The organism is Streptomyces sp. NPDC094034 (assembly GCF_040303865.1).
Lineage (GTDB): Bacteria > Actinomycetota > Actinomycetes > Streptomycetales > Streptomycetaceae > Streptomyces.
The window spans coordinates 132151-155025 of sequence record NZ_JBEOUD010000013.1 but is presented as its reverse complement, the minus strand read 5'-3'; the positions used below and the strand labels follow the sequence as shown (position 1 = coordinate 155025).

The window sequence follows — 22875 nt, the reverse complement described above, 5'->3', positions numbered from 1 at the left end:
CGCCCCCGACCAGTCCCGCGATCCCGCGCTCCTGCCGCCCCTCGCCCCCCTCGGCTCGTCGCTCCCCTCGGCCCCTTGCCCCCCTCGGCCCGTCGCCCCTTCGGTCAGTCCCGTACGCAGACGAAGATCGCCGTGCCCGGAATCAGGTTCCCCCGCAGCGGGGACCAGCCGCCCCACTCCTGCGTGTTCCAGGCCGGCCACTCCGGCTCGACCAGATCGATCAGCCGGAATCCCGCCGCCACCACGTCCCGCACCCGGTCACCGACCGTCCTGTGGTGCTCCACATAGACCGCCCGGCCCTCCTCGTCCTGCTCCACATACGGCGTGCGGTCGAAGTACGAGGCCGCGACCGACAACCCCTCGGGACCCGGCTCGTCCGGGAACGCCCAGCGGACCGGGTGCGTGACGGAGAAGACCCAGCGTCCGCCCGGCCGCAGCACGCGCCGTACCTCGCGGAACACGCCCACCGGATCGGCGACGAAGGGAATGGCGCCGTAGGCGGAGCAGGCCAGATCGAAGGAGCCGTCCCGGAACGGCAACGCTCCCGCGTCCGCCTCCACGAGCGGGAAGCTCAGCGAACGGCCCTCGCCGATCCGCAGCGCGTGCTGGAGCTGGCGGTGGGAGAGGTCGAGCGCCACCGGGCGCGCGCCCTGCGCCACCAGCCAGCGCGAGCACTGCGCCGCGCCCGCCCCGATCTCCAGGATGTCCAGTCCCCGCAGGGACTCCTGGGGACCCAGCAGGCCGGCCTCCACCTCGTCGAGACCCTCGGGACACCAGACGAAACGGTCGTCGCCGAGGAAGGTGCCGTGCTCGATCTGGTAGTCGTCCGCGTTCCGGTCCCACCAGCCCCGGTTGGCCCGGCTGCTCTCCGTGGCCCCGCTGTCGCGGCGTGTCGCCTCGGGCTCGGCTTCGGGCGTGTCCTCGGGCGTGTCTTCGGCTGTGTCTTCGGGCGTGTCTCCGGGCGCGGCGGTGGCGCCTTCGAGAACGCTCTCGTCGGCGGTTTCGCGAACGGTTTCGGGTACGTGCTCTTGGATCATCGTGTCCGTCGTCGTAGTGTGCGAGGAGTCGGCATGGGGCCGTCCTGGCCTCATGGAACGCTGGTTGTGCCGGGTATGTGAGTTTCCGCCCCCGGTGTGCGCCTTCGCGCATTGACCGTGCCCGGCTGCCCCCGTATGCTAAAGGTTGCGCTGCGGGCTTGCGCGCCTCAGACGTAGCAGCCGCGCTCGCATCTGTATGTAAGTTCCCTCGGTTGTCGAGGCGCTTTCCCTACTGTCCGGGGCCGGCGCTTCCTTGGCTGTCCGGCTTCTGCAGAGGCGAACAGGCTCACGGCGTAGCAGTACCTACGACTCACTGTCCGCACCGGAGCCCTTTCCCACATGACGAGCAGCACCGAGACCACCGCCACCACCCCGCAGGTTGCGGTCAACGACATCGGTAACGAGGAAGCCTTCCTCGCCGCGATCGACGAGACGATCAAGTACTTCAACGACGGCGACATCGTCGACGGCGTCATCGTGAAGGTCGACCGGGACGAGGTCCTGCTCGACATCGGTTACAAGACCGAAGGCGTCATCCCCTCTCGCGAGCTTTCGATCAAGCACGACGTCGACCCCAACGAGGTCGTCGCCGTGGGCGATGAGATCGAGGCCCTGGTTCTCCAGAAGGAGGACAAGGAAGGCCGTCTCATCCTGTCCAAGAAGCGCGCGCAGTACGAGCGCGCCTGGGGCACGATCGAGAAGATCAAGGAAGAGGACGGCATCGTCACCGGTACCGTCATCGAGGTCGTCAAGGGTGGTCTCATCCTCGACATCGGCCTCCGCGGCTTCCTGCCGGCCTCCCTCGTCGAGATGCGCCGCGTCCGTGACCTCCAGCCCTACGTGGGCAAGGAGCTCGAAGCCAAGATCATCGAGCTGGACAAGAACCGCAACAACGTGGTCCTGTCCCGCCGTGCCTGGCTGGAGCAGACCCAGAGCGAGGTCCGTCAGACCTTCCTCACGACCCTCCAGAAGGGCCAGGTCCGCTCCGGCGTCGTTTCCTCGATCGTCAACTTCGGTGCGTTCGTGGACCTCGGCGGCGTCGACGGTCTCGTGCACGTCTCCGAGCTGTCCTGGAAGCACATCGACCACCCCTCCGAGGTTGTCGAGGTCGGTCAGGAAGTCACCGTCGAGGTGCTCGACGTGGACATGGACCGCGAGCGTGTCTCCCTGTCGCTCAAGGCGACGCAGGAAGACCCGTGGCAGCAGTTCGCCAGGACGCACCAGATCGGTCAGGTCGTCCCGGGCAAGGTCACCAAGCTCGTTCCGTTCGGTGCGTTCGTGCGTGTGGACGAGGGCATCGAGGGCCTGGTGCACATCTCCGAGCTGGCCGAGCGCCACGTGGAGATCCCGGAGCAGGTCGTCCAGGTCAACGACGAGATCTTCGTCAAGGTCATCGACATCGACCTGGAGCGCCGCCGCATCAGCCTCTCGCTGAAGCAGGCCAACGAGTCCTTCGGCAGCGACCCGGCCTCGGTCGAGTTCGACCCGACGCTCTACGGCATGGCCGCGTCCTACGACGACCAGGGCAACTACATCTACCCCGAGGGCTTCGACCCCGAGACCAACGACTGGCTCGAAGGCTTCGAGACCCAGCGTGAGGCGTGGGAGGGCCAGTACGCCGAGGCGCAGCAGCGCTTCGAGCAGCACCAGGCCCAGGTCATCAAGTCCCGCGAGGCCGACGAGGCCGCCGCTGCCGAGGGTGCTGCCGCGCCCGCCGGCGGGGGCAGCGCTCCGGCGGCCGCCGGTGGCGGCTCGTACTCCTCGGAGTCCGCGGACAACTCCGGCGCCCTGGCGTCGGACGAGGCCCTGGCCGCCCTTCGCGAGAAGCTGGCCGGTGGCCAGAGCTGACGCTCCGGTCCCGTTCGTCGATGGCGTAGGTAGCTGAACGTAGGGCCCGTTCCCCCTCGGGGGAGCGGGCCCTACGCGTGCGCGGTCTCCTGCGCGTCCCGTTTGCGCGGTCTCGTGCGTGAGCTCGTGCGGATCGGTTGGCGGGCCGACGGGACCCCGGGGCGGTGGGTGGATCAGGGGGTGACGGTGATGTTCGTCAGCCCCTTGCCGCCGGTCACGGTGTTGCTGCCGTAGACGGTGGTACGGCAGCTCGAACTGTTGTTGGTGACATTGATGGCGAGCTGGTTGGCGCCCGAGGAGCCGCGCAGGTCCGAGGTGTTGGAGCGGAAGACCGTGCCGCAGCCCCAGCCGCTCTGCTGGGTGTGCGTCTCATAGCCGTTGTTGGTCGTGTTCTTGCCGGTGTTGCCCTCGACGAGGACGTTGTTGCCCTTGACGTCCACCCACGAGTCGTCGTAGTTGGCGCCGGTGAGGCCGCTGCCGTCGAAGGTGTTGCCGATGACGCGCGCGCCGGTGGTGCCTTCCTTGATGTCGATGTTCTCGCCGCCGATGTCCGGGCCGAGGGTGTTGTTGAGGATCTGTGCGTTGTCGCTGCGGTCGGAGAGGGTGTTGGCGCTGCCGACGTATACGCCCTCGCCCATGCCACGGCCGTCGTTGCCGGTGTTGTAGATCCGTGAGTTCTTCAGGACGCCGTCGCTGCTGGACTGGCGGAAGTGCACGCCCTCCATGTCCAGGTTGTGCACGGTCACGGAGTCGATGACGACCCCGTTGGCCCCGTCCGTCACGATGCCCTTCTGGGCGTTGGTGACGGTGAGGCCCTTGACGGTCCAGTAGCCGGCCCCGTTGAGGTGCAGGCCGTAACCACCGCCGCCGGTGGTGAGGATCGCGGCGGACGAACCGGTGAGGGTGATACGGGAGCCGGCGGTGCCGGGCGTCGTCGCCTTGAAGTTCCCTTGGTACGTGCCGTCGGCGAGCTGGATCGTATCGCCGGGACGTGCCGCGGTCAGGGCCGACTTGAGCTGGGCGGCGGTCGAGACCTGGATGACCGCGGCGGTGCCGGCGGGCGCGGCCCCGGCGGTCGGGGCGACGAGCAGGGACAGCGCGCCGGTGGCGAGCAGGGGGGTCAGCAGGGCAGGAAGCAGCGTACGGATGCGCATGGGGGGAGCCTTCCCGTTGAGATCCGATGAGGTCCGTTGAGGTCCGTTGAGGTTCGACGAGGTCCGACGAGGTCCGTTGAGGTTCGAGTCCTGGGGGACTCTGTTCTCTTATGTGGACGATGGTCGTGTCCATGAACGTGCTTGCTGTTCCGTGACGGTAGGGACGCGTCCTGAGCATGTCAAGGTCTGGACCAAGACCCGCCGGAATGCCGCAGTTGGCGATCGTGATGACCCCCACTGGTGCGAACTGGGCGTCCCTGTCGGGATGTTCATGAACGTGAACGGGGATACCGAGGTCGCGGTATGGGTCACGCGTGAGCGTCGCGTCGCGTGGTTGGTCCCGCACGGGGCGGGGAATGCCCGCGCCCTGTGGGGCGTTCTCCGTTATGAACACGAGGAGGAGCGGTAATCGTGCTTGATCCGCAGGGTTTGTACGAATGGGAGCCCAAGGGCCTCGCCGTCGTCGACATGGCACTGGCGCAGGAGTCGGCGGGCTTGGTCATGCTGTACCACTTCGACGGCTATATCGACGCGGGTGAGACCGGCGACCAGATCGTCGAGAACCTGCTGGAGTCGCTGCCCCATCAGGTGGTGGCCCGTTTCGACCATGACAGGCTGGTCGACTACCGCGCACGGCGCCCGCTGCTCACCTTCCGGCGCGACCGCTGGGCCGACTACGAGACGCCCACGCTCGACGTACGGCTCGTGCAGGACGCCACCGGCGCACCGTTCCTGCTGCTGTCCGGACCCGAGCCGGATGTGGAGTGGGAGCGCTTCGCGATGGCCGTACGACAGATCGTCGAGCGCCTCGGCGTACGTCTTTCGGTCAACTTCCACGGCATCCCGATGGGTGTTCCGCATACCCGCCCCGTGGGTGTGACCCCGCACGGCAATCGCACCGACCTCATGCCAGGCCACCGCAGCCCGTTCGACGAGGCGCAGGTGCCGGGCAGCGCCGAGTCGTTGGTCGAGTACCGGCTGATGCAGGCGGACCACGACGTACTCGGCGTCGCCGCGCACGTACCGCACTATGTCGCCAGGTCCTCGTACCCCGACGCGGCACTGACCGCCCTGGAGGCGATCACGGCCGCGACCGGACTGGTGCTCCCGAGCGTCGCGCACTCGCTCCGTACGGAGGCGCAGCGCACCCAGACCGAGATCGAGCGGCAGTTGGGCGAGGGGGACGAGGAACTGGTCACGATGGTGCGGGGGCTTGAGCACCAGTACGACGCGATCGCGGGCGCGGAGACCCGCGGCAACTTGGTCGCCGAGCCCGCAGAGCTGCCGTCCGCCGATGAGATCGGCCGCGAGTTCGAGAAGTTCCTCGCGGAGCGGGAAGGCGAGGGCGGCGCGTAGGCACTGTCCGGGCCGGGTGCTCGGCCGGTCCGAGTCAGGGGCGAGCGGCTGTACGGATTCCCTCGGGAGCCGTACGGCCGCTCGCTGTTGAGGCACCTGTCCCGGCCCGGCACGCTCCGGCCCCGGCACGCTCCGGCCTGGCACTCTCCTTCCCGGCACGCGCCGGCCCGGCACCCTCCCTCCCGGCACCCTCCGTCCGGATACCCGTCCGTCCAGGTACCCGTCCTGTCCTCGGCCCTGTTCCGGACAGGGCCTAGGCTGACCGCATGCTGAGGTTGGGACTCACGGGCGGAATCGGTGCGGGAAAGAGCGAGGTCTCGCGCCTGTTGACCAGTTACGGGGCGGTGCTGATCGACTCCGACCGGATCGCGCGCGAAGTGGTCGAGCCGGGGACGCCCGGTCTCGCGGCCGTGGTGGCCGAATTCGGACCGGGGGTACTGACACCGGACGGCGCTCTCGACCGGCCGAAACTCGGCGGGATCGTTTTCGGCGATCCGGACCGGCTGCGAGCACTGAACGCGATCGTGCACCCACTCGTCCGCGCACGCTCCGCCGAACTGGAGAAGGCGGCGGGACCCGACTCGATCGTGGTGCACGATGTGCCGCTGCTCGTCGAGAACGGCATGGCGGCGCTGTACGACGTGGTCGTTGTCGTGGACGCCTCGCCCGAGACCCAGCTCGACCGGCTCGTACGGCTGCGGGGAATGGCCGAAACCGAGGCCCGCAAGCGCATGGCGGCCCAGGCCACCCGCGAGGAGCGGCGCGCCGCCGCGGATGTCGTGATCGACAACGACGGTCCGCTGGAGCGGCTGGAACCGCAGGTCAGACGCGTGTGGCAGATGCTGAGGGACCGGGCCGCGACCGGGAGCTGACCGTCGGCGCGGGCCGATATGAGGAATAGCGTCGTCATACACGGCGTTGAACGCGCGCAGCTAGGGAAGGATGCGACCGTGCCCGAGAGTCCGGAAACCCACGTCATCGACTATCGCGCGGCGGAGCAGCTCCTCGCCGCGCGGGATCCGCGCGGGGCCGTGAAGCTGCTCGACTCGGTGATCGCGGCCCATCCGGAGAACACCGCGGCCCGGCTGCTGCGGGCCCGCGCGTTCTTCGCCGCCGCTCAACTACGGCCCGCGGAACTCGAATTCGAGCTGGTGCTGGAGCGGGAGCCGGACAACGCGTTCGCCCATTTCGCGCTGGCCCGTACCTATGAGCGCTCAGGACGGCCCGAGCAGGCGAAACGCCACTTCAGACTGGCGGCGGCGCTGGATCCCAAACCGGAGTATGTGAAGGCGGCCCAGTTCGACGCGGAGCCGCGCGCCGACGGCTGACCGGGCCCGGCGGGGTCATGGCTGGTGACCGTGCGCGCTGTGATGGCGGGCACGGCCACCGCGCTGTGCGGGGTCCGGCTCGCGCAGCCACTCGCGGACACGACTGCCGAGATCATGGTCGAGACTCCGCTCACGATCCGGGTCCGAGCCATGGCGCCCCGGCTCGTACGGCGGGACGTCCCTCCCCGGCTGATAGCGCGACCCCTGCCTGAGGTGCCGCAGGACCAGGACCATATTCGTGAGGACGATCAGCAGCAGCACGCCGCAGGCGAGCGCCCACCCGAAGCGCCCGGTGATCGCGAACACCGTCGTTCCGAAGGCGGTCCAGATCAGGCCCCATACGCTCAGCCAGAACCGGGTCCGCAGCGGACTGCGCGCGGTGACAGGCTCACTCCCGGTGCGCATGACTCCTCACCTCCCATGCGGCCCCACGAAACCCCTACCCCTGTTCGCGGCTTTTGACCCTCTTGTGGCGGCCCGCGCGTGGTGTCAGTGCACGATGGTGTAGCTGCGCCACGGACCTTCGCCGGGGGCGATCACATCGGAGAGCGTGGTGGCGAGGTACGTCGTGCCCCTGCCCGTGCAGTCGGGCGTCCCGTACATCACGAAGTCGACCAGGGTGCGGTTCGTGGCCGAGACGGCGCCGCCGGGAGCGAGTCGGTGGCAGCCCGTGACCAGGGGGTTGGAGACCTGGACGTGCCGGCCGCGCGGGGTGTCGTACGTCATGGTTCCCACGGCGGTCCGGCCGAGGCCGGAGCAGCCCGCGACGGTGACGGTCAGGAACGCGGCCCCGGCAGCGATGCCGAGGCGCCGGTGATGGGTCACGGACATGAGCGGGTCCTCGTCTGTGCGAAGTGCTCGGGGTGCTCGGAGTGCTCGGCCACGAGTGTGCGGGGGTGCCGGCGGGTGTCCGGGGAGGTGCGGGGTGCGGGGAGGACGGGGAGGGTGGGGTGGGGGGCAGGGGTGCTGACGAGCCTGCTGGTCACACTGCCGGATCCCCGGGACGGCGGCACCAGATGTGCGGCCGGGCGGGGTATGTCGTCCGGCGCCTACGCGCCGGTATCTCCCCGGCGCACGCTTCTCGACCGCCGGTCTTACAGGGCATACCGTGGTTAATAGCACCTCGGTCCGGCGTCGTCAGGGGGCCCAAGATGGTCGAGGAACTGGTCATTGCTGTCATAGCGGCGGTATGCGCGTGCGGGCTGTACGCGATGGCGGCCGCTCGGGTCGTCAGGCAGTACGAACGAGGCGTGGTCTTCCGCCTCGGCAGGCTGCAGGAAGGAATCCGAGGACCCGGATTCACCACGATCGTTCCGCTGGTGGACAGGCTGCACAAAGTCAATATGCAGATCGTGACGATGCCGGTGCCCGCCCAGGACGGCATCACGCGGGACAACGTCACCGTGCGCGTGGACGCCGTGATCTATTTCAAGGTGATCGACGCGGCGGAGGCGCTGGTCCGGGTCGAGGACTACCGGTTCGCGGTGTCGCAGATGGCGCAGACGTCTCTGCGGTCGATCATCGGCAAGAGCGATCTGGATGATCTGCTGTCCAACCGGGAGAAGCTGAATCAGGGCCTGGAGCTGATGATCGACAGCCCGGCGATCGGCTGGGGCGTGCAGATCGACCGCGTCGAGATCAAGGACGTGTCGCTGCCGGAGACCATGAAGCGGTCGATGGCGCGCCAGGCCGAGGCGGACCGGGAGCGCCGTGCCCGAGTGATCAACGCGGACGCGGAGTTGCAGGCGTCGAAGAAGCTCGCCGAGGCGGCCAAGCAGATGTCCGGCCAGCCTGCCGCGCTTCAGCTGCGGCTCTTGCAGACGGTCGTGGCGGTCGCGGCCGAGAAGAACTCGACACTCGTCCTGCCCTTCCCCGTCGAACTGCTGCGCTTCCTCGAACGTGCCACACCGGCCGAGGCGGTCCAGGCCGTTCGGGCGGTCTCGGGAGCCGTACAGGCTGCTCCGTCGCTCCCCGCCGACCAGTCGCAGTCGGCCTCCGACGGGCCCGCCGCCGGCCAACCCGCCGCCGACCAGCCCGCCGCGGCCACGGCTCCCGCTCCCGCTCCCGCTGTCACACCGGAGGCGGTCCCCGGTGGGCGGCCGAAGGTGTCGTCCGTTCCCACGGCGGTGTCACCGCTCGACGAGAAGCCGCCGGAGCGGCAGGACGCGCAGCCCGTCTGAGTCTGTTCCCGACCGTCCGGTCGTCACCGTATGGCGGCGCTCGAAAACCGGAGAGAGCGGACGATCCCGCGGTCGAGCACTGCGGGGTCGTCCTTTCCGTTGCCCGCCGCCGGATCACTCGCTGAGCTGCGGAAACGTCATATCGAGATCGACTGTCAGACCCCCGGCCTAGACTCGCAGAGGAATCAGATCCTGAGGTGACCCGAGGGGAGGGAGGGAGTCGATGACCGTGGTGCGATCCACACACATTCCCACCCCTGTGTCCGCGCACGCCTCGATGGCGGCCCTGGCGCGCTGTGCCGCCGTCTTCCTGCCCGCCGGGCTCCCGCGCGAGGGTCGGGTCGCCTTCTGGTCCCCGGACGGAGAGCTGACCGCCGGTGCGGGTGATCCAGGTGGAGTCGGGCTCGGACCGGGGGAGCTGACGGTCGTAGGGCTTCGGGGCGACGGCGGGGGGCGCGCTGACGACGGGGACGGCGGGGGCGATGGCGACGGGGACGATGACGGCGGAGGCGACGGCGGGGGGCGCGATGACGGCGGGGGCGATGTCCGTACGCGCACCGTCCCCGCCGTGCTGCTGTCCGTCGCCGACGCCATCCCGCTGCTGGTGCGTGCCCGGCGCGACAGGGCCGCGCATCCCGCCGCCGCGTGCTGGGGCGCCGCCGCGCTGCACGCGCTCCAGCTGGCCGGGCGCGGCAGACTGCTGCCCGGTCTCACCGCGTCGGACCACGACGCCTGGCGTGCCGGACCGCTCGACGCCGATGACATCGCGCAGCTGAGAGCCATCGCCGCGGCCATGCCCCCCGAGGCCCATGCCGTACCTGTCCCGGATCTGAGCCCGCTCCAGCTGCCCGACCCGGAAGCCCTGGTACGGGCGTTCCTGGACGCGGTGGCTGATTCCCTGCCGCGTACGCCCGCGGCCGCCTATGCCGCGGGCGCGCCGTTCGCCGCCAAGGAGGCGCAGCATCTGCCGGGCGCCCGGACCTGGGCCGCGGAGGCGGCGGCGGGTATGGACGCGGGGGTACGGGTCTCGCTGCGCCTCGACCTCTCCGCGTACGACGTCTTCGACCAACCCGACCAGCCTGACCAACCCCATCAGCCCGACCAACCCGACCAACCCGATCAAGAAGCCGCTCCCGGCCCGAGCCCGGGCCTGGGCGCCGATCTCGGGCCCGGCGCGGACGAGTCCCAGGTCGTCCGGCGGGCCGGCGCCGCTCTCGTCCAGATCCACAGTCTGGCCGACCCGACCCTGGTCGTCGACGCCTCGCGGCTCTGGGCCGGGCACGGCGACGAGGGCTTCGGCCCGCGCGCCCGGATCGACGCCATGCTCGCCCTCCGCCGCGCGGCGCGCGTCTGGACCCCACTCGCCCGGCTGCTGGAGCGGGATGTCCCCGACGCGCTGGCGCTCTCCGAGGACGAGCTGTACGAACTGCTCGGCCCGGGGGCGGCCCGCCTCGCCGCCGCGGGCGTCGCCGTCCACTGGCCGAGGGAGCTGGCCCGTACGCTCACCGCCGCCGCGGTCGTCCGCCCCGCGCCCGGCTCGGCCACCGACGGCACGCCGTTCTTCGACAGCGTGGAACTGCTCAGATTCAACTGGCAGTTGGCGCTCGACGGCGATCCCCTGACCGAGCGGGAGATGGACAGGCTCGCCGAGTCGCACCGGCCGATCGTGCGGCTGCGCGACCAGTGGGTCGTCGTCGATCCGGCCCTCGTACGGAAGGCGCGCAAGCGGGGATTGGGGTTGCTGGAGCCGGTGGACGCGCTCGCCATCGCCCTGACCGGCACCGCCGAGGTGGACGGCGAGACGGTGGAAGCGGTCCCGACCGGTGCGCTGGCCGCGCTGCGCGACCGTCTCACCACCGGTGCCGCCGCGATCGCCCAGCCGCCCGCTCTGGCCGCCACCCTGCGCGACTACCAACTCCGCGGTCTCGCCTGGCTGGATCTGATGACCTCCCTCGGTCTCGGCGGCTGTCTCGCGGACGATATGGGCCTCGGCAAGACGGTCACGGTCATCGCCCTCCATCTGCACCGGGCCCGCAGGGCCCCCACGCTTGTCGTCTGCCCGGCCTCTCTCCTGGGCAACTGGCAGCGGGAGATCACCCGGTTCGCGCCCGGTGTCCCGGTACACCGGTTCCATGGCGCCGGGCGGACCCTGCCCGCGGCCTCGGGGGACGGGGCCTCGGGGGACGAGGGCCCGGAGGACGAGGTCTCGGGGGTTGGGGGCCCTGGCGGCTTCGTGCTCACCACGTACGGCACGATGCGCAGCAGTGCCGACGCGCTGGCCGCGCACGGCTGGGGGATGGTCGTCGCCGACGAGGCCCAGCACGTCAAGAACCCCTTCTCGTCGACCGCCAAGGCGCTCCGTACGATCCCGGCGCCCGCCAGGATCGCGCTCACGGGCACGCCCGTCGAGAACAACCTGTCCGAGCTGTGGGCGCTGCTCGACTGGACCACCCCCGGGCTGCTCGGCCCGCTCAAGGCGTTCCGGGCCCGGCACGCGCGGATCGTCGAGAACGTCGAGAACGCGAAGACCGCCGGCGTCAAGGACGTGGCGAACGAGGAGGCGGTGGAGCGACTGTCCCGGCTGGTCCGGCCGTTCCTGCTGCGCAGGAGGAAGTCCGACCCCGGGATCGTGCCCGAGCTGCCGCCCAAGACGGAGAGCGATCATCCCGTCGCACTCACCCGCGAGCAGGCGTCGCTCTACGAGGCGGTCGTCCGCGAGACGATGGCCGCCATCGAGGCGGCCGAGGGCATGGCGCGCCGCGGCCTCGTCATGAAGCTGCTCACCGCCCTCAAGCAGATCTGCAACCACCCCGCGCAGTATCTGAAGGAGGACACGGCCCGGCTCACCGGCCGTTCCGGCAAGCTCGCCCTGCTCGACGAGTTGCTCGACACGATCCTCGCCGAGGACGGCTCCGTCCTTCTCTTCACCCAGTACGTATCGATGGCGCGGCTGCTCTCCGCGCATCTCACGGCGCGCGCCATCCCGTCCCAGCTTCTGCACGGCGGTACGCCCGTCGTCGAGCGCGAGCGCATGGTGGACCGGTTCCAGTCAGGCGAGGTCCCGGTCTTCGTCCTCTCCCTCAAGGCGGCGGGCACCGGTCTCAATCTGACCAGGGCCGGCCATGTCATCCACTTCGACCGCTGGTGGAATCCGGCCGTGGAGGAACAGGCCACGGACCGCGCGTACCGCATCGGCCAGACCCAGCCCGTCCAGGTCCACCGGCTGATCGCGGAGGGCACGGTCGAGGACAGGATCGCCGACATGCTCTCGTCCAAGCGGGCGCTGGCCGACGCGGTCCTCGGCGCGGGCGAGGCGGCCCTGACCGAGCTGACCGACCGGGATCTCGCGGATCTGGTCTCCCTGCGGAGGCTGTCATGACCCCGCGCCGCGCGCCCGCCCCGAGGCACGACGACCGTCGGCGTACGTTCCCCGCGCTGCCCCCGCGCCCGGGTGCCTCGGGAGACTTCGCCACCACCTGGTGGGGCAACGCGTGGGTGGAGTCCATGGAGGACACCGCGCTCGACACGGCCCGCCTCCAGCGCGGCCGTGCCTACGCGGGCAGAGGCCATGTCGACGCCATCACCGTCACACCGGGCCGGGTCATGGCGTACGTCCATGGCTCGCGGCCCCGCCCGTACCGTACGGAGATCCGCCTCCGTACCCTCGACGACACCGACTGGGAGGATCTTCTCGACGCCGCGGCGGCCCGCCCCGACCACATCGCCGCCCTGCTCGACAAGGACATGCCGCACACCCTCGCGGCGTCGGCGGATCTGCTCCCCACCGGGGGCGATCTGACCCCCGACTGCTCCTGCCCGGACGACGGTTACCCGTGCAAGCACGCGGCGGCCCTCTGCTACCAGACGGCGCGACTCCTCGACGAGGACCCGTTCGTCCTCTTCCTGATGCGCGGTCGGGGCGAACAGGAGGTGCTGGCCGATCTCACCCGGCGCAACGCCACCCGCTCGGTGGCCGAACGGAGCACCGCGGCACCGCCGATGCCCACGGTCGACGCGCGCGTCGCCCTCGCGACACGGACGCGGCCGATGCTGCCGCCGCCGTTCCCCGTCCCCGCGCAGCCGGGCCGCCCGCCCGTCTATCCGGGGACCCCCGGCGCGCCCGACCCACTCGCTCTCGACCTGCTCGCCACCGAAGCGGCGGCCCGCGCCCATACGTTCCTGACCACGGGCCTCGACCCCATCGGCGCGCTCACTCCCTGGCAGGACGCGGTACGGCTGGCCGCCGCGCATCCCGGCTCCGGGCTGACCGCATCCACCCGCGCCCTCTACCGGGACCTGGCCACCGCGCTCGACCGCACCCCCACCGACCTGTCCCGCGCCGTGGCGGCCTGGCGCCAGGGCGGCCTGGCGGGCCTCGCCGTACTGGAAGAGCCCTGGGATCCGCCCGCCGGCCCCTTCGACCGTGCCCGCCCCGCCCTGGCAGCGGCCGACTTTCCCCATTTCCGCCCTTGGCGCAACCGCCTCTCCACCGCGTCCCTCCAACTCCGCTTCGGCCGTGATGCCCTCTGGTACGGGTATGAATCGGACCGGGACAAAGGGGACTGGTGGCCCCGCGGGACCCCCGACACCGACCCGGTGGGCGCCCTGACGGCGCTGCTCGGCCGGTGACGCGGAGGGACGCCCTCGGCACGACCGAGGCCGGAGGTACGGGACGACCGCGCCATACCGCCGCGCGCGCTCGCTCCGTACCCCCGGCCTCGTCAGCCGACGTGTCCGCCTGTCCTGAGGGGCGGATCTCCCCTCAGGACAGGCGGAGTTGACGGTCAGTCCCGGTGACGGGTCAGGCGGTGTGGAGTGTCAGGCCGTAGCGGCCCAGGATTTCGTTGATCGGCTGGTACCAGGTCTCGCCGCCGCTGCTGCAGTTGCCCCAGCCGCCGGAGGTCACGCCCTGGGCCTGGTCGCCGCTGATGAACGAGCCGCCCGAGTCGCCGCCCTCGGCGCAGACGCTGGTCTTGGTCATCTGGTGGACGGCGCCCTGGCTGTAGTTGACGGTCTCGTTCTTGGCCAGGAGGTTGCCGCAGCGCCAGTGTGTCGTGGAGCCGGAGCGGCAGATCGAGGCGCCGATCGGGGCCTCGTTGGAGCCGCGGACCAACTGGTCGGAGACGGAGCCCCAGCCGAGAACCACGGGGACGGTCCACCAGCCGCTGCCGACGTTCACCCACGCGTAGTCGTTGTCCGGGAAGGACGAGCCCTGGAAGTTGCCGATGTACGAGCCGTCCCAGCCGCTCACCGACGCGCCGGCCTGGCCGCAGTGGCCCGCCGTGACGAAGCCGCCGTAGACGGAGAAGCCGATGGAACAGCGGACGTTGCCCGTGTAGTACGGGTCGCCGCCGACGGTGCCCGCGGCGAAGGTCTGGGGAGCCTGGGCGGTCTCCTTGACCGTGACGGGGCCGGCCTGCCGGGCGCGGTCGAGGAAGTCACGGACATCGTTGTCGTTCTTCTGCGCCGCGACGACATTGACCACGACGCGGTTCGCCTTGGGGTCTACATGCCAGCTGCTGACACCGGCCGGGGCGGAGAGCTCGTCGATCCGCTCCTTGGCCGCGTCGAGCTGCCGCGCGCTGTGCTCGACGAGCCGCACGGTCGCGCCGGTCGCCCGTACGGCGTCGGCCTTCCGCGCATTGGTGACCGTGACGGTCAGCGTGCCGCTGTCCGGGTTGAACCAGGAACCGCCGTACGAGGCTCCCGCCGCGCGCTTCGCCTTGCTCTCGACAGCCGTCGCTGTCTTCTCCGCGGCCAGCCGTGCCTTGGCCTGACTCTCCGTCAGGCCCAGATCCTTCTGCATGGCGGTGAGCAGACCGGCGGATGCCGGGGCCTCGGCGGTGGACGAGGGGGCCGCCGTGGCCGGCGCGAGCCCGGCGGTGGCCCAAGTGCCGAGGAGGAGGAGTGCGGACAGACCGGTGCGTATCACTGTCGTACGTCTCAAGGGATGTGGCCCTTCTGTGTTCCAGCATGGTGGGGGTGGAACAGCAGGCGACTGAGAGCGCTCTCAGGCGGTGCCAGCCGGAGCGTAGCCGAGGATCATGGACAGGTCCATGCCAAGCGGAAGGATCCGAGGATCCGGTTCGGCCGGCGCCCTTGGCCGACGCGACGCGGGGTGCGGTCCCCGCCACGCGTCGTCAACAGCCGCTCCTCTTTGCGCTGTTTAGGATGGGATCATGGCACTCACCGCGTCCGGCGCGTCACCGCAGTCGCTCTACGATCCGACGGACGAGCTGCTGGCGGATCCGTACGAGGTGTATGCGCGGCTGCGCGAGACAGCGCCTGTACGGCGGATCGTCGGCCCCGACGGACGGCCTGCCTGGATCGTCACGCGCTACGAGGACGTACGGCGGTCGCTCGCCGACCCGCGGCTCTCCCTCGACAAGAGCCGTGCCCTGGCCGGGGGTTACCGGGGTTTCGGGCTGCCGCCCGCCCTCGACGCCAATCTGCTCAACATGGATCCGCCGGACCACACCCGTATCCGGCGTCTTGTCGCCCGGGCGTTCACCGCGCGGCGGATCGAGACGCTGCGGGAGCCGGTCCGGCACACCGCCGACGAACTGCTCGACGCTCTCGAAACCGACGCGCGCGTAGCAGGCGGGCGGGTATCAGGCGGGCGTGGATCCGGCGGGCGTGGATCCGGCGGGTGCGCCGATCTGATCGCCTCGTACGCCGCGCCGCTGCCCATCGTCGTCATCTGCGAACTGCTGGGCGTACCCCCGCGCGACCGGCGGGACTTCCGGGAGTGGACGGACGCCCTGATCGCCCCCGATCCCGCGCGGCCCGAGCGGATGAAGGAGGCGATCGGCGGCATGCTCGCCTTCTTCACCGAACTGCTCGCCCACAAGCGGGCCGAGCCCGGGGACGATCTGCTGTCCGCGCTGATCGCGGTGCGCGACGAGGGGGAGGGAAGCGGCGGGGGCGCGGAAGCCGGCGGGGACGCGGAAGGTGGCGGGGACGCGGAAGGTGGCGGGGCAGGCGGCGGCGACCGGCTCAGTGAGGACGAGTTGATGTCGCTGGCCTTCCTCATCCTCTTCGCCGGGTACGAGAACACCGTTCAACTCATCGGCAACTCCGTCCTCGCCCTGCTCCAGCACCCGGAACAACTGGCGGCGCTGCGCGCCGAGCCGGGCAGGACGGCCGCGGCGGTCGGGGAGTTCATGCGGTACGAGGGGCCCGCGCTGCTGGCCATCCGACGGTTCGCGGTCGAGGATCTGACGATCGGCGGGGTGACGGTGCCGGCGGGGGAGACCGTCATGCTGTCCCTCGCCTCCGCCAACCGCGACCCGCAACGCTTCGCCGACCCCGACCGGCTCGACCTCGACCGTGACACCGCGGGGCACGTGGCCCTCGGGTACGGCATCCACTACTGCCTCGGCGCACCGCTCGCCCGGCTGGAGACGGAGATCGCGCTCAACGCGCTGCTGGAGCGCTTCCCGAGGCTGGCGCTCGACGTTCCGTACGAGGAACTGCGGTGGCGCCCCTCGACCCGTGCCCGGGGCCTGGCAGCGCTGCCCGTACGGTTCTGAGCCACCTGATTCCAGCCGTCTGGAGCCGGGCCGTCCGGAGCCGGGTTGTCCCGAGCCGGGCCGTCCGGAGCGGGGCCATCCGGAGCAGGGCGGTCCGGAACCGGTCCGTCCCGTGCGGGGCCGTCCCGAGCGGGGCCGTCCGTTCCGGCAAACCTCCGGGTCCGCCGTGCCGTGCCGGAACCCCGGTGGCGTAGTCGGCCGAGCGCCCGGTCCTTCCCGGGGCTAGAAAGAGACCGGACGCCGGTGCGCTGGAGGGAGTGGCTCGGGATGCGGTTGGTGGTGGACCTCACGCGCTGTCAGGGCTACGCGCAATGCGTGTTCCTCGCGCCGGAGGTGTTCGAGCTGCACGAGGACGAGGCGTTGCTGTACAACCCGGCCGTCCCCGACGACCAGCTCGAACGCGTACGTCAGGCAGCGGCGGCGTGCCCCGTCCAGGCCATTCTCGTGGGGCAGGAGGCGAGTGTCGGTGCCCGATGACCTGTGGCACGGGCGGATCGTCATCGTCGGCGCGTCGCTGGCCGGACTGCGCGCCGCGGAGGCGCTGCGCGAGGAGGGCTTCACCGGCTCACTGACCATGATCGGGGACGAGCCCCATCCGCCCTACGACAGGCCGCCGCTGTCCAAGCAGGTGCTGCTCGGGAAGGTGGCCGCGGACGCCACAGGGCTGCCGATCCACCGGGACCCGGAGGCACAGTGGCGGCTCGGGGTGCGTGCCACCGGGCTGGATCCGGAAGGGAAGCGGGTGCTTCTGTCCGACGGCGAGTCCCTGCCCTTCGACCGGCTGCTGATCGCCACCGGGACCCGGGCGCGGCCCTGGCCCAACCCGGAGGAGGCCGCCCTCGACGGGGTGTTCACCCTGCGTACCCGCGACGACGCCGCTCTTCTGGCCGAGCGGCTGGCCGCCGGTCCCCGCAGGGTGCTGGTGATCGGCGGGGGCTTCACGGGCTCGGAGATCGCCTCGGCCTGCCGGGAGCGGGGCATCGAGGTCACGGTCGCGGAACGCGGTCCCGCGCCGCTGGTGGGCGCGCTCGGCGGAACGCTGGCGAAGCTCGCGGCCGGCCTCCAGCGGGCCCATGGCGTCGATCTGCGCTGCGGGGTGACGGTGACGGCGCTGCGCGGGAACGGCAGGTTCACCGGTGCGGACCTGTCCGACGGCAACCGTGTCGACGCGGACGTGTGCGTCGTCGCCATGGGGGCGGTGCGCAACACGGAGTGGCTCGCGGATTCCGGGCTGGCCGCGGGCCCGCGCGGGGTCGCCTGCGACGCGGGGTGCCGCGTCTTCAACATGTACGGGATCGTCACCGACGATGTCTTCGTGGCCGGCGATGTGGCGCGCTTCCCGCATCCGCTCTTCGAGTACCAGCTGATCGCCCTGGAGCACTGGGGCAACGCGGTCGCGCAGGCCCGGGTGGCCGCGCACAACATGGTCAACCCTGGGCCGCGGCGGCGGCCGCACCTCACGGTCCCGGTCTTCTGGTCGAGCCAGTTCGGGCTCAGTATCAAGTCCGTCGGCGTCCCGACCTTCTCCGACCAGGTGGTCATCGCGCAGGGTTCGCTCGAAGAGCGCCGTCTGGCGATGGTCTACGGCCACCAGGGCCGCGTGACCGCCGCGGTCACCGTCGACATGGCCAAGTCACTTGAGTACTACCAGAACCTGATCGAGACCGCCGCGCCGTTCCCGCCCGGTCCCGGGGCGGCCGACGGTCTCGCGCCGCTGACCGAATTCCCGGTCCCCTCCAACGTGCCGGATCCCAAGGGGCTTTCCCACGGTCCCACCGTCGCGCTCACCGGTCATCTGCTGGACCGTCGGCTGACCGTGGTGCGGCCCGCCGGTTGACCCCATAGCCCCCGCCCGTCCACAAGGAGCCCCCGCATGGCCGTCGACAACCTGCTGGAGCGGATCACCGACTACGCCAACCGCCCCGACCCCTACCCGTTGTACGCGGAACTCCGCGAGGCGGGCGTGGCCCGGCAGCAGGACGGCAGCTATCTGGTCGGCACGTACCACGACATCGCCGCCCTGCTCCATGACCCGCGGATCAGCGCGGACCCCCGTAATCGCCCCGGCGCGTCCCAGGGCATGGCCGAGGAGGGGCCGAAGCCGCCGTTCCTGCGGCTCGACGACCCCGAGCACCAGAGGCTGCGCGGGCTGGCCATGCGGCCGTTCGGCCCACCGCACAGTCCGGGCCGTATCGACGGGATGCGCGGCGAGATCGCCCGGATCACCGAAGAGCTGATCGAGGCCCTCAAGGATCACCAGCAGATCGACATCGTCGACGACCTCGCCTATCCGTTGCCCGTCACGGTCATCTGCCGACTGCTCGGTGTCCCGCGCGAGGACGAGTCGCTCTTCCGGACATGGTCCGACGCGATCGTCGCCTCCGCCGATGTCAGGGCTGAGGAGGATGCCGGCCCACCGGAACAGACGGGCCCAAAGGCGCGGGCGGAGATGGGCGGGTACCTCGTGGACCTCGCCGAGCAGCGCCGCGGTCACCCGACGGACGACATGCTCTCCGCCTTCGTCAACGAGCCGGACCCGGCCAAGCGGCTCACCGACGAGGAACTGGCGGCCACGGCCGTGTTGCTGCTCATCGCCGGCCATGAGACGACGGTCAACCTCATCACCAACGGGGTGCTCACCCTGCTGCGCCACCCCGACCAACTGGACCGCTTGCGCCGGGAACCCGGCCTGCTGCCGAGCGCGGTGGAGGAACTGCTGCGCTACGAGCCTCCGGTCCATATGCGCGAGCGTGTCCCCCTCGCCACCATCGAGGTCGCGGGCACCACCATCCCCAGGGGGACAACTCTCGTGCTCGCGCTGGCCGCGGGCAACCGGGATCCCAAGCGGTTCCGCGACCCGGAGCGCTTCGACCCGACCCGCCAGGACAACCAGCATCTCGGTTTCGGCAGCGGTATCCACCTCTGTTACGGCGCACCGCTGGCCCGGATCGAGGCCCAGATCGCCCTGGGCGCGCTGATCCCCCGCCTCGGTACGGCGCGCCTCCTCCAGGACCCGCCCCCCTACCGGCGCAACGCCATGCTGCGCGGGCCACGCCATCTCCCCATCGAACTGTGAGGAGCGGGTGGATCGACAACTCGGGGGTCCGAACGGGACGTTGCGGCGCGGGACGTCGAGGCGTCCAGCGGTCCGGTAATTCGTTCGATGGCGAGTGTCCGCCTTGCTAACGTCCCTGTTGTGGCGAAACTCAATCAGATCATCGCAGTGGAGAAGGGCGTCAAGTCCAAGGCGCATCAGGACCTGACGGCGGCTCATCATGGCCTCCAGAAGCCGGCACTGCTGGCCGGTATCTCGCGTACGTACCAGACCAAGGACGAGGAGGGCGAGCAGCTTCCGCCCGAGTCCACCCGGGTCCAGGTCAAGGCCGAGGACGTACTGCGCGAGACCGCGAAGACCCTGACGCGGCTGTTCGATGTGACCGCCACCAAGGACTGGGCGAACTGCACGGCGCGTGCCGATGTCACCGTCGACGGACGGGTGCTGGTGAGCGACGTACCCGTGGCCTATCTGCTCTTCCTCGAAAAGCAGCTGACGGATCTGAACACCTTTGTGCGCAAGCTGCCGGTCCTCGACGCGTCGGAGTCCTGGAGCCAGGACCCGTCGACCGATGCGTGGAAGACGGAAGCGGTGCGGACGCTCCGTACGAAGAAGGTCCCCCGTAACCATGTGAAGGCCGAGGCGACGGAGAAGCACCCGGCGCAGGTCGAGGTGTACTACGAGGACATACCGGTCGGGTACTGGACCACGGTGAAGTTCAGCGGCGCGCTGCCGGCGCGGCGGGTGAACGAGCTGCTCGACCGGGTCGAGAAGCTCCAGCAGGCGGTCAAGTTCGCCCGCGAGGAGGCCAATGGCGCCGAGGTCACCGACCAGCGGGTGGGGGACGCGGTGTTCGGCTACCTGTTCGGGTAGCCTCAATGATTCCCCGGCCTGCCCTTGAGGGCGGCCGGGGTGCGCGAGGAGCGCAAGCTGAAACTGAGGCTTGTCGTGATAGCGCGGTTCCAGTGGAGGTTCGAGCCCTCCCCGCGGCACATCCGCAAGGATGGGCGGGCCGCGGTAGCCCAATTGGCAGAGGCAGACCGCGATCAATCTCAGACTCTTGCTCCAGACTCAGCATTCGCCGCCGATCGCCGGATCGAACGGGCCCAGGCCCCGGACGTCGAAATGCCGGTTCAAGTCCGGCCTGCGCAGCTCGATGCGCGGTGGTCCAAAGGCAGGACGCGGCGACTTCATGACTGACCTGGGTTCTTAAACGTGCCGGCGTGCCCGATGGGCGGCATCTCAGGGCCCGGGGGCCGGCTACGCCCCCGGGTCCGCTCCGTTGTCCGCTGTCCGTCATAGGGCTGTCCGTTACAGGCCTGGCCGTCACAGGGCTGTCCGTCATTGGCGGTAGCCGCTCAGGAAGCGGCCGATCCGGCTGATGGCGGCGTCGAGATCGTCCGCGTAGGGGAGCGTCAGGATCCGGAAGTGGTCGGGGCGCGGCCAGTTGAACCCCGTGCCCTGTACGACCTGGATCTTCTCCCGCAGCAGCAGATCCAGCACGAACCGCTCGTCGTCGTGGATCTTGTGCACCTTGGGGTCGAGCCGGGGGAAGGCGTACAGCGCGCCTTTCGGCTTCACACAGGAGACCCCGGGGATCTCGTTGAGCTTCTCCCAGGCGCGGTCGCGCTGCTCGTACAGTCTGCCTCCGGGCGCGGTGAGGTCCTTGATCGACTGCCGGCCGCCGAGCGCGGCCTGAATGGCGTACTGCGCGGGCGCGTTGGGGCACAGGCGCATCGAGGCGAGCATCGTCAGGCCCTCAAGATAGCTGCGGGCATGCTGCTTGGGGCCGGTGACGACGAGCCAGCCCGAGCGGAAACCCGCCACGCGGTACGTCTTCGAGAGTCCGCTGAAGGTGAGCACCACCAGATCGGGGGCGAGGGCCGCGGCGGTGTGGTGGACCGCGTCGTCATAGACGATCTGGTCGTAGATCTCGTCCGCGAACACCATGAGCTGATGACGGCGGGCGAGATCGAGGATGCCCTCGACGATCTCGCGCGGATAGACCGCGCCGGTCGGGTTGTTGGGGTTGATGATCACGACGGCTTTCGTCCGGTCGGTGATCTTCGACGCCATGTCGTCCAGGTCCGGATACCACTGGGCGGACTCGTCGCAGAGATAGTGCACGGGCCGCCCGCCAGCCAGCGTCGTCACGGCGGTCCAGAGCGGGAAGTCGGGGGCCGGGATCAGGACTTCGTCGCCGTCCTCCAGGAGCGCCTGGACGGCCATCGAGACCAGCTCGGAGACGCCATTGCCGAGGAACACGTCATCGACCGTGACCTCGGGCAGTCCCATGGTCTGGTAGCGCTGGGCGACGGCGCGGCGCGCGGAGAGGACACCGCGCGAGTCCGTGTAACCATGTGCCGTCGGCAGCATCCGGATCATGTCCTGGACGATCTCCTCCGGCGCCTCGAACCCGAAGAGCGCGGGGTTGCCGGTGTTGAGACGCAGCACGCTGTGGCCCGCCTCCTCCAGGGCGTCGGCGTGCTCGATCACCGGGCCGCGGATCTCGTAGCAGACCTCGCTGAGCTTGCTCGACTGCCGGAACTCCATGCCGTGGCCTCCCAGACCTTGGTGCGATACTTGGTTTTACCAAGCCCGAGCTTGGAAAGTCCAACAACATGTCTGGAATCCGTCACATGTCACGTCGCCGAAGCTACGACCAGTACTGCGCCACCGCCCGTGCCCTCGACTCCGTGGGCGACCGCTGGACCCTGCTGATCGTCCGGGAGCTGCTGGCGGGCCCCCGCCGGTACACCGATCTGCACGCCGATCTGCCGGGTGTCAGCACGGATGTGCTCGCCTCCCGGCTCAAGGACATGGAGCGGGACGATCTGGCCCTGCGCCGCAAGCTGCCGCCCCCGGCCGGGGCGTATGTGTACGAGCTGACCGAGCGCGGGCGGGGGCTGCTGCCGGTGCTCACGGCCCTGGCGGAGTGGGGCGCGCCCGCGCTGGAGGAGCGCAGGCCCACCGACGCCGTACGGGCGCACTGGTTCGCCGTACCGCTGCTGCCGGTGCTGGACGGGCTGTCGGACCCGGCGGGCTCGGGTGCGGGCGGCGGGTCGGGGGAGGGGGTGGTGGAAGTCCGGCTGGACGAAGGGGCGTTCCATGTACGGCTCGGAGCGGGCGATCCGGGGTACGGCGACGGGCCGGCGGAGAGCCCGGACGCCCGCCTCGTGCTCGACGCCGACACCTGCCGTGAGCTGAGCGGGGGCGCGCTGACCGTGGGGGACGGAGTGCGGGAGGGGCGTATCGAGGTGTCGGGTGACGGGCCGCTGGCCAAGGCGCTGCGGGGTGAGTGAGCGGCGGGGAGTCCGTCCCTTGCCATGTCCGTCCCTTGGCATGCCGTCCCTTGCCATGTCCGCCCCTTGCCATGAAAGGTGAC

At 70.4% G+C, this 22875-nt stretch carries 18 protein-coding genes and 1 pseudogene; 13 read left to right on the top strand and 6 right to left on the bottom strand.

Translation table 11 applies throughout. The features are described from left to right. Positions 1-104: 104 nt before the first annotated feature. Positions 105-1037: a class I SAM-dependent methyltransferase gene (locus tag ABTZ59_RS14890; protein WP_503002833.1), complete on the bottom strand. Its 933-nt coding sequence runs from the start codon at positions 1035-1037 to the stop codon at positions 105-107. Positions 1038-1376: 339 nt separating this feature from the next. Here ABTZ59_RS14890 and rpsA point away from each other — a divergent pair, with 339 nt between their 5' ends. Beyond that, on the top strand, positions 1377-2885 hold the full coding sequence (rpsA, locus tag ABTZ59_RS14885) for a 30S ribosomal protein S1 (protein ID WP_351396244.1): 1509 nt from the start codon (positions 1377-1379) through the stop codon (positions 2883-2885). Between the two features lie 173 nt (positions 2886-3058). On the opposite strand, the gene ABTZ59_RS14880 is transcribed toward rpsA, so the two are convergent. Beyond that, complete coding sequence (locus ABTZ59_RS14880) at positions 3059-4039, bottom strand: right-handed parallel beta-helix repeat-containing protein (protein WP_351396241.1); 981 nt, start codon at positions 4037-4039, stop codon at positions 3059-3061. A 411-nt stretch (positions 4040-4450) separates the two neighbouring features. Here ABTZ59_RS14880 and ABTZ59_RS14875 point away from each other — a divergent pair, with 411 nt between their 5' ends. The 3 genes from ABTZ59_RS14875 (at position 4451) to ABTZ59_RS14865 (ending at position 6723) form a co-directional block, all read left to right on the top strand. Beyond that, complete coding sequence (locus ABTZ59_RS14875) at positions 4451-5395, top strand: PAC2 family protein (protein WP_351396238.1); 945 nt, start codon at positions 4451-4453, stop codon at positions 5393-5395. A gap of 266 nt (positions 5396-5661) precedes the next feature. Further along, entirely contained in the window at positions 5662-6267 is a 606-nt protein-coding gene (coaE, locus tag ABTZ59_RS14870) for a dephospho-CoA kinase (RefSeq protein ID WP_351396236.1), read from the top strand. Between the two features lie 78 nt (positions 6268-6345). Then, positions 6346-6723 (top strand): tetratricopeptide repeat protein, encoded by a 378-nt coding sequence (locus ABTZ59_RS14865; RefSeq protein ID WP_351396233.1) that lies wholly within the window; start codon positions 6346-6348, stop codon positions 6721-6723. Positions 6724-6870: 147 nt separating this feature from the next. Here ABTZ59_RS14865 and ABTZ59_RS14860 read toward each other — a convergent pair. Both ABTZ59_RS14860 and ABTZ59_RS14855 read right to left on the bottom strand, forming a co-directional pair. Continuing rightward, positions 6871-7128, bottom strand: a pseudogene (locus ABTZ59_RS14860) (DUF6343 family protein); the annotation flags it as partial. Positions 7129-7212: 84 nt separating this feature from the next. Further along, positions 7213-7554, bottom strand: coding sequence for a hypothetical protein (locus ABTZ59_RS14855; RefSeq protein WP_351396230.1), 342 nt, complete (start codon positions 7552-7554; stop codon positions 7213-7215). 320 nt (positions 7555-7874) lie between these two features. Between ABTZ59_RS14855 and ABTZ59_RS14850 the strand changes: the two genes are divergently transcribed. The 3 genes from ABTZ59_RS14850 (at position 7875) to ABTZ59_RS14840 (ending at position 13532) form a co-directional block, all read left to right on the top strand. Then, on the top strand, positions 7875-8903 hold the full coding sequence (locus ABTZ59_RS14850; protein WP_351396228.1) for a slipin family protein: 1029 nt from the start codon (positions 7875-7877) through the stop codon (positions 8901-8903). Positions 8904-9180: 277 nt separating this feature from the next. Then, the gene (locus ABTZ59_RS14845) at positions 9181-12282 is read left to right on the top strand and encodes an SCO1167/SCO6262 family helicase (RefSeq protein WP_351396315.1); all 3102 of its coding nucleotides are present in this window, start codon (positions 9181-9183) and stop codon (positions 12280-12282) included. After that, positions 12279-13532, top strand: coding sequence for an SWIM zinc finger family protein (locus ABTZ59_RS14840; RefSeq protein WP_351396225.1), 1254 nt, complete (start codon positions 12279-12281; stop codon positions 13530-13532). Before ABTZ59_RS14845 ends, ABTZ59_RS14840 begins: the two co-directional genes overlap by 4 nt. 172 nt (positions 13533-13704) lie before the next feature. Here ABTZ59_RS14840 and ABTZ59_RS14835 read toward each other — a convergent pair whose 3' ends face one another. Continuing rightward, on the bottom strand, positions 13705-14835 hold the full coding sequence (locus ABTZ59_RS14835) for a S1 family peptidase (protein ID WP_503002844.1): 1131 nt from the start codon (positions 14833-14835) through the stop codon (positions 13705-13707). A gap of 247 nt (positions 14836-15082) precedes the next feature. Between ABTZ59_RS14835 and ABTZ59_RS14830 the strand changes: the two genes are divergently transcribed. From ABTZ59_RS14830 to ABTZ59_RS14810, 5 genes are all read left to right on the top strand, one after another. Continuing rightward, positions 15083-16435 (top strand): cytochrome P450 family protein, encoded by a 1353-nt coding sequence (locus ABTZ59_RS14830; RefSeq protein WP_351396219.1) that lies wholly within the window; start codon positions 15083-15085, stop codon positions 16433-16435. Between the two features lie 267 nt (positions 16436-16702). Next, entirely contained in the window at positions 16703-16912 is a 210-nt protein-coding gene (locus ABTZ59_RS14825) for a ferredoxin (RefSeq protein ID WP_351396217.1), read from the top strand. Further along, positions 16902-18272 carry an NAD(P)/FAD-dependent oxidoreductase gene (locus ABTZ59_RS14820; protein ID WP_351396216.1) on the top strand — a complete coding sequence of 457 codons (1371 nt, stop codon included), beginning with the start codon at positions 16902-16904 and terminating at the stop codon, positions 18270-18272. The genes ABTZ59_RS14825 and ABTZ59_RS14820 overlap by 11 nt, the downstream gene beginning before the upstream one ends. 36 nt (positions 18273-18308) lie before the next feature. After that, complete coding sequence (locus tag ABTZ59_RS14815) at positions 18309-19511, top strand: cytochrome P450 (protein ID WP_351396213.1); 1203 nt, start codon at positions 18309-18311, stop codon at positions 19509-19511. A 120-nt stretch (positions 19512-19631) separates the two neighbouring features. Further along, positions 19632-20363, top strand: coding sequence for a DUF7873 family protein (locus tag ABTZ59_RS14810; RefSeq protein WP_249950676.1), 732 nt, complete (start codon positions 19632-19634; stop codon positions 20361-20363). Positions 20364-20831: 468 nt separating this feature from the next. Here ABTZ59_RS14810 and ABTZ59_RS14805 read toward each other — a convergent pair whose 3' ends face one another. After that, complete coding sequence (locus ABTZ59_RS14805; RefSeq protein ID WP_351396209.1) at positions 20832-22043, bottom strand: pyridoxal phosphate-dependent aminotransferase; 1212 nt, start codon at positions 22041-22043, stop codon at positions 20832-20834. Positions 22044-22111: 68 nt separating this feature from the next. Here ABTZ59_RS14805 and ABTZ59_RS14800 point away from each other — a divergent pair, with 68 nt between their 5' ends. Continuing rightward, positions 22112-22792, top strand: a complete 681-nt coding sequence (locus ABTZ59_RS14800) for a winged helix-turn-helix transcriptional regulator (protein WP_503002828.1) — start codon at positions 22112-22114, stop codon at positions 22790-22792. Positions 22793-22875 lie beyond the last annotated feature (83 nt).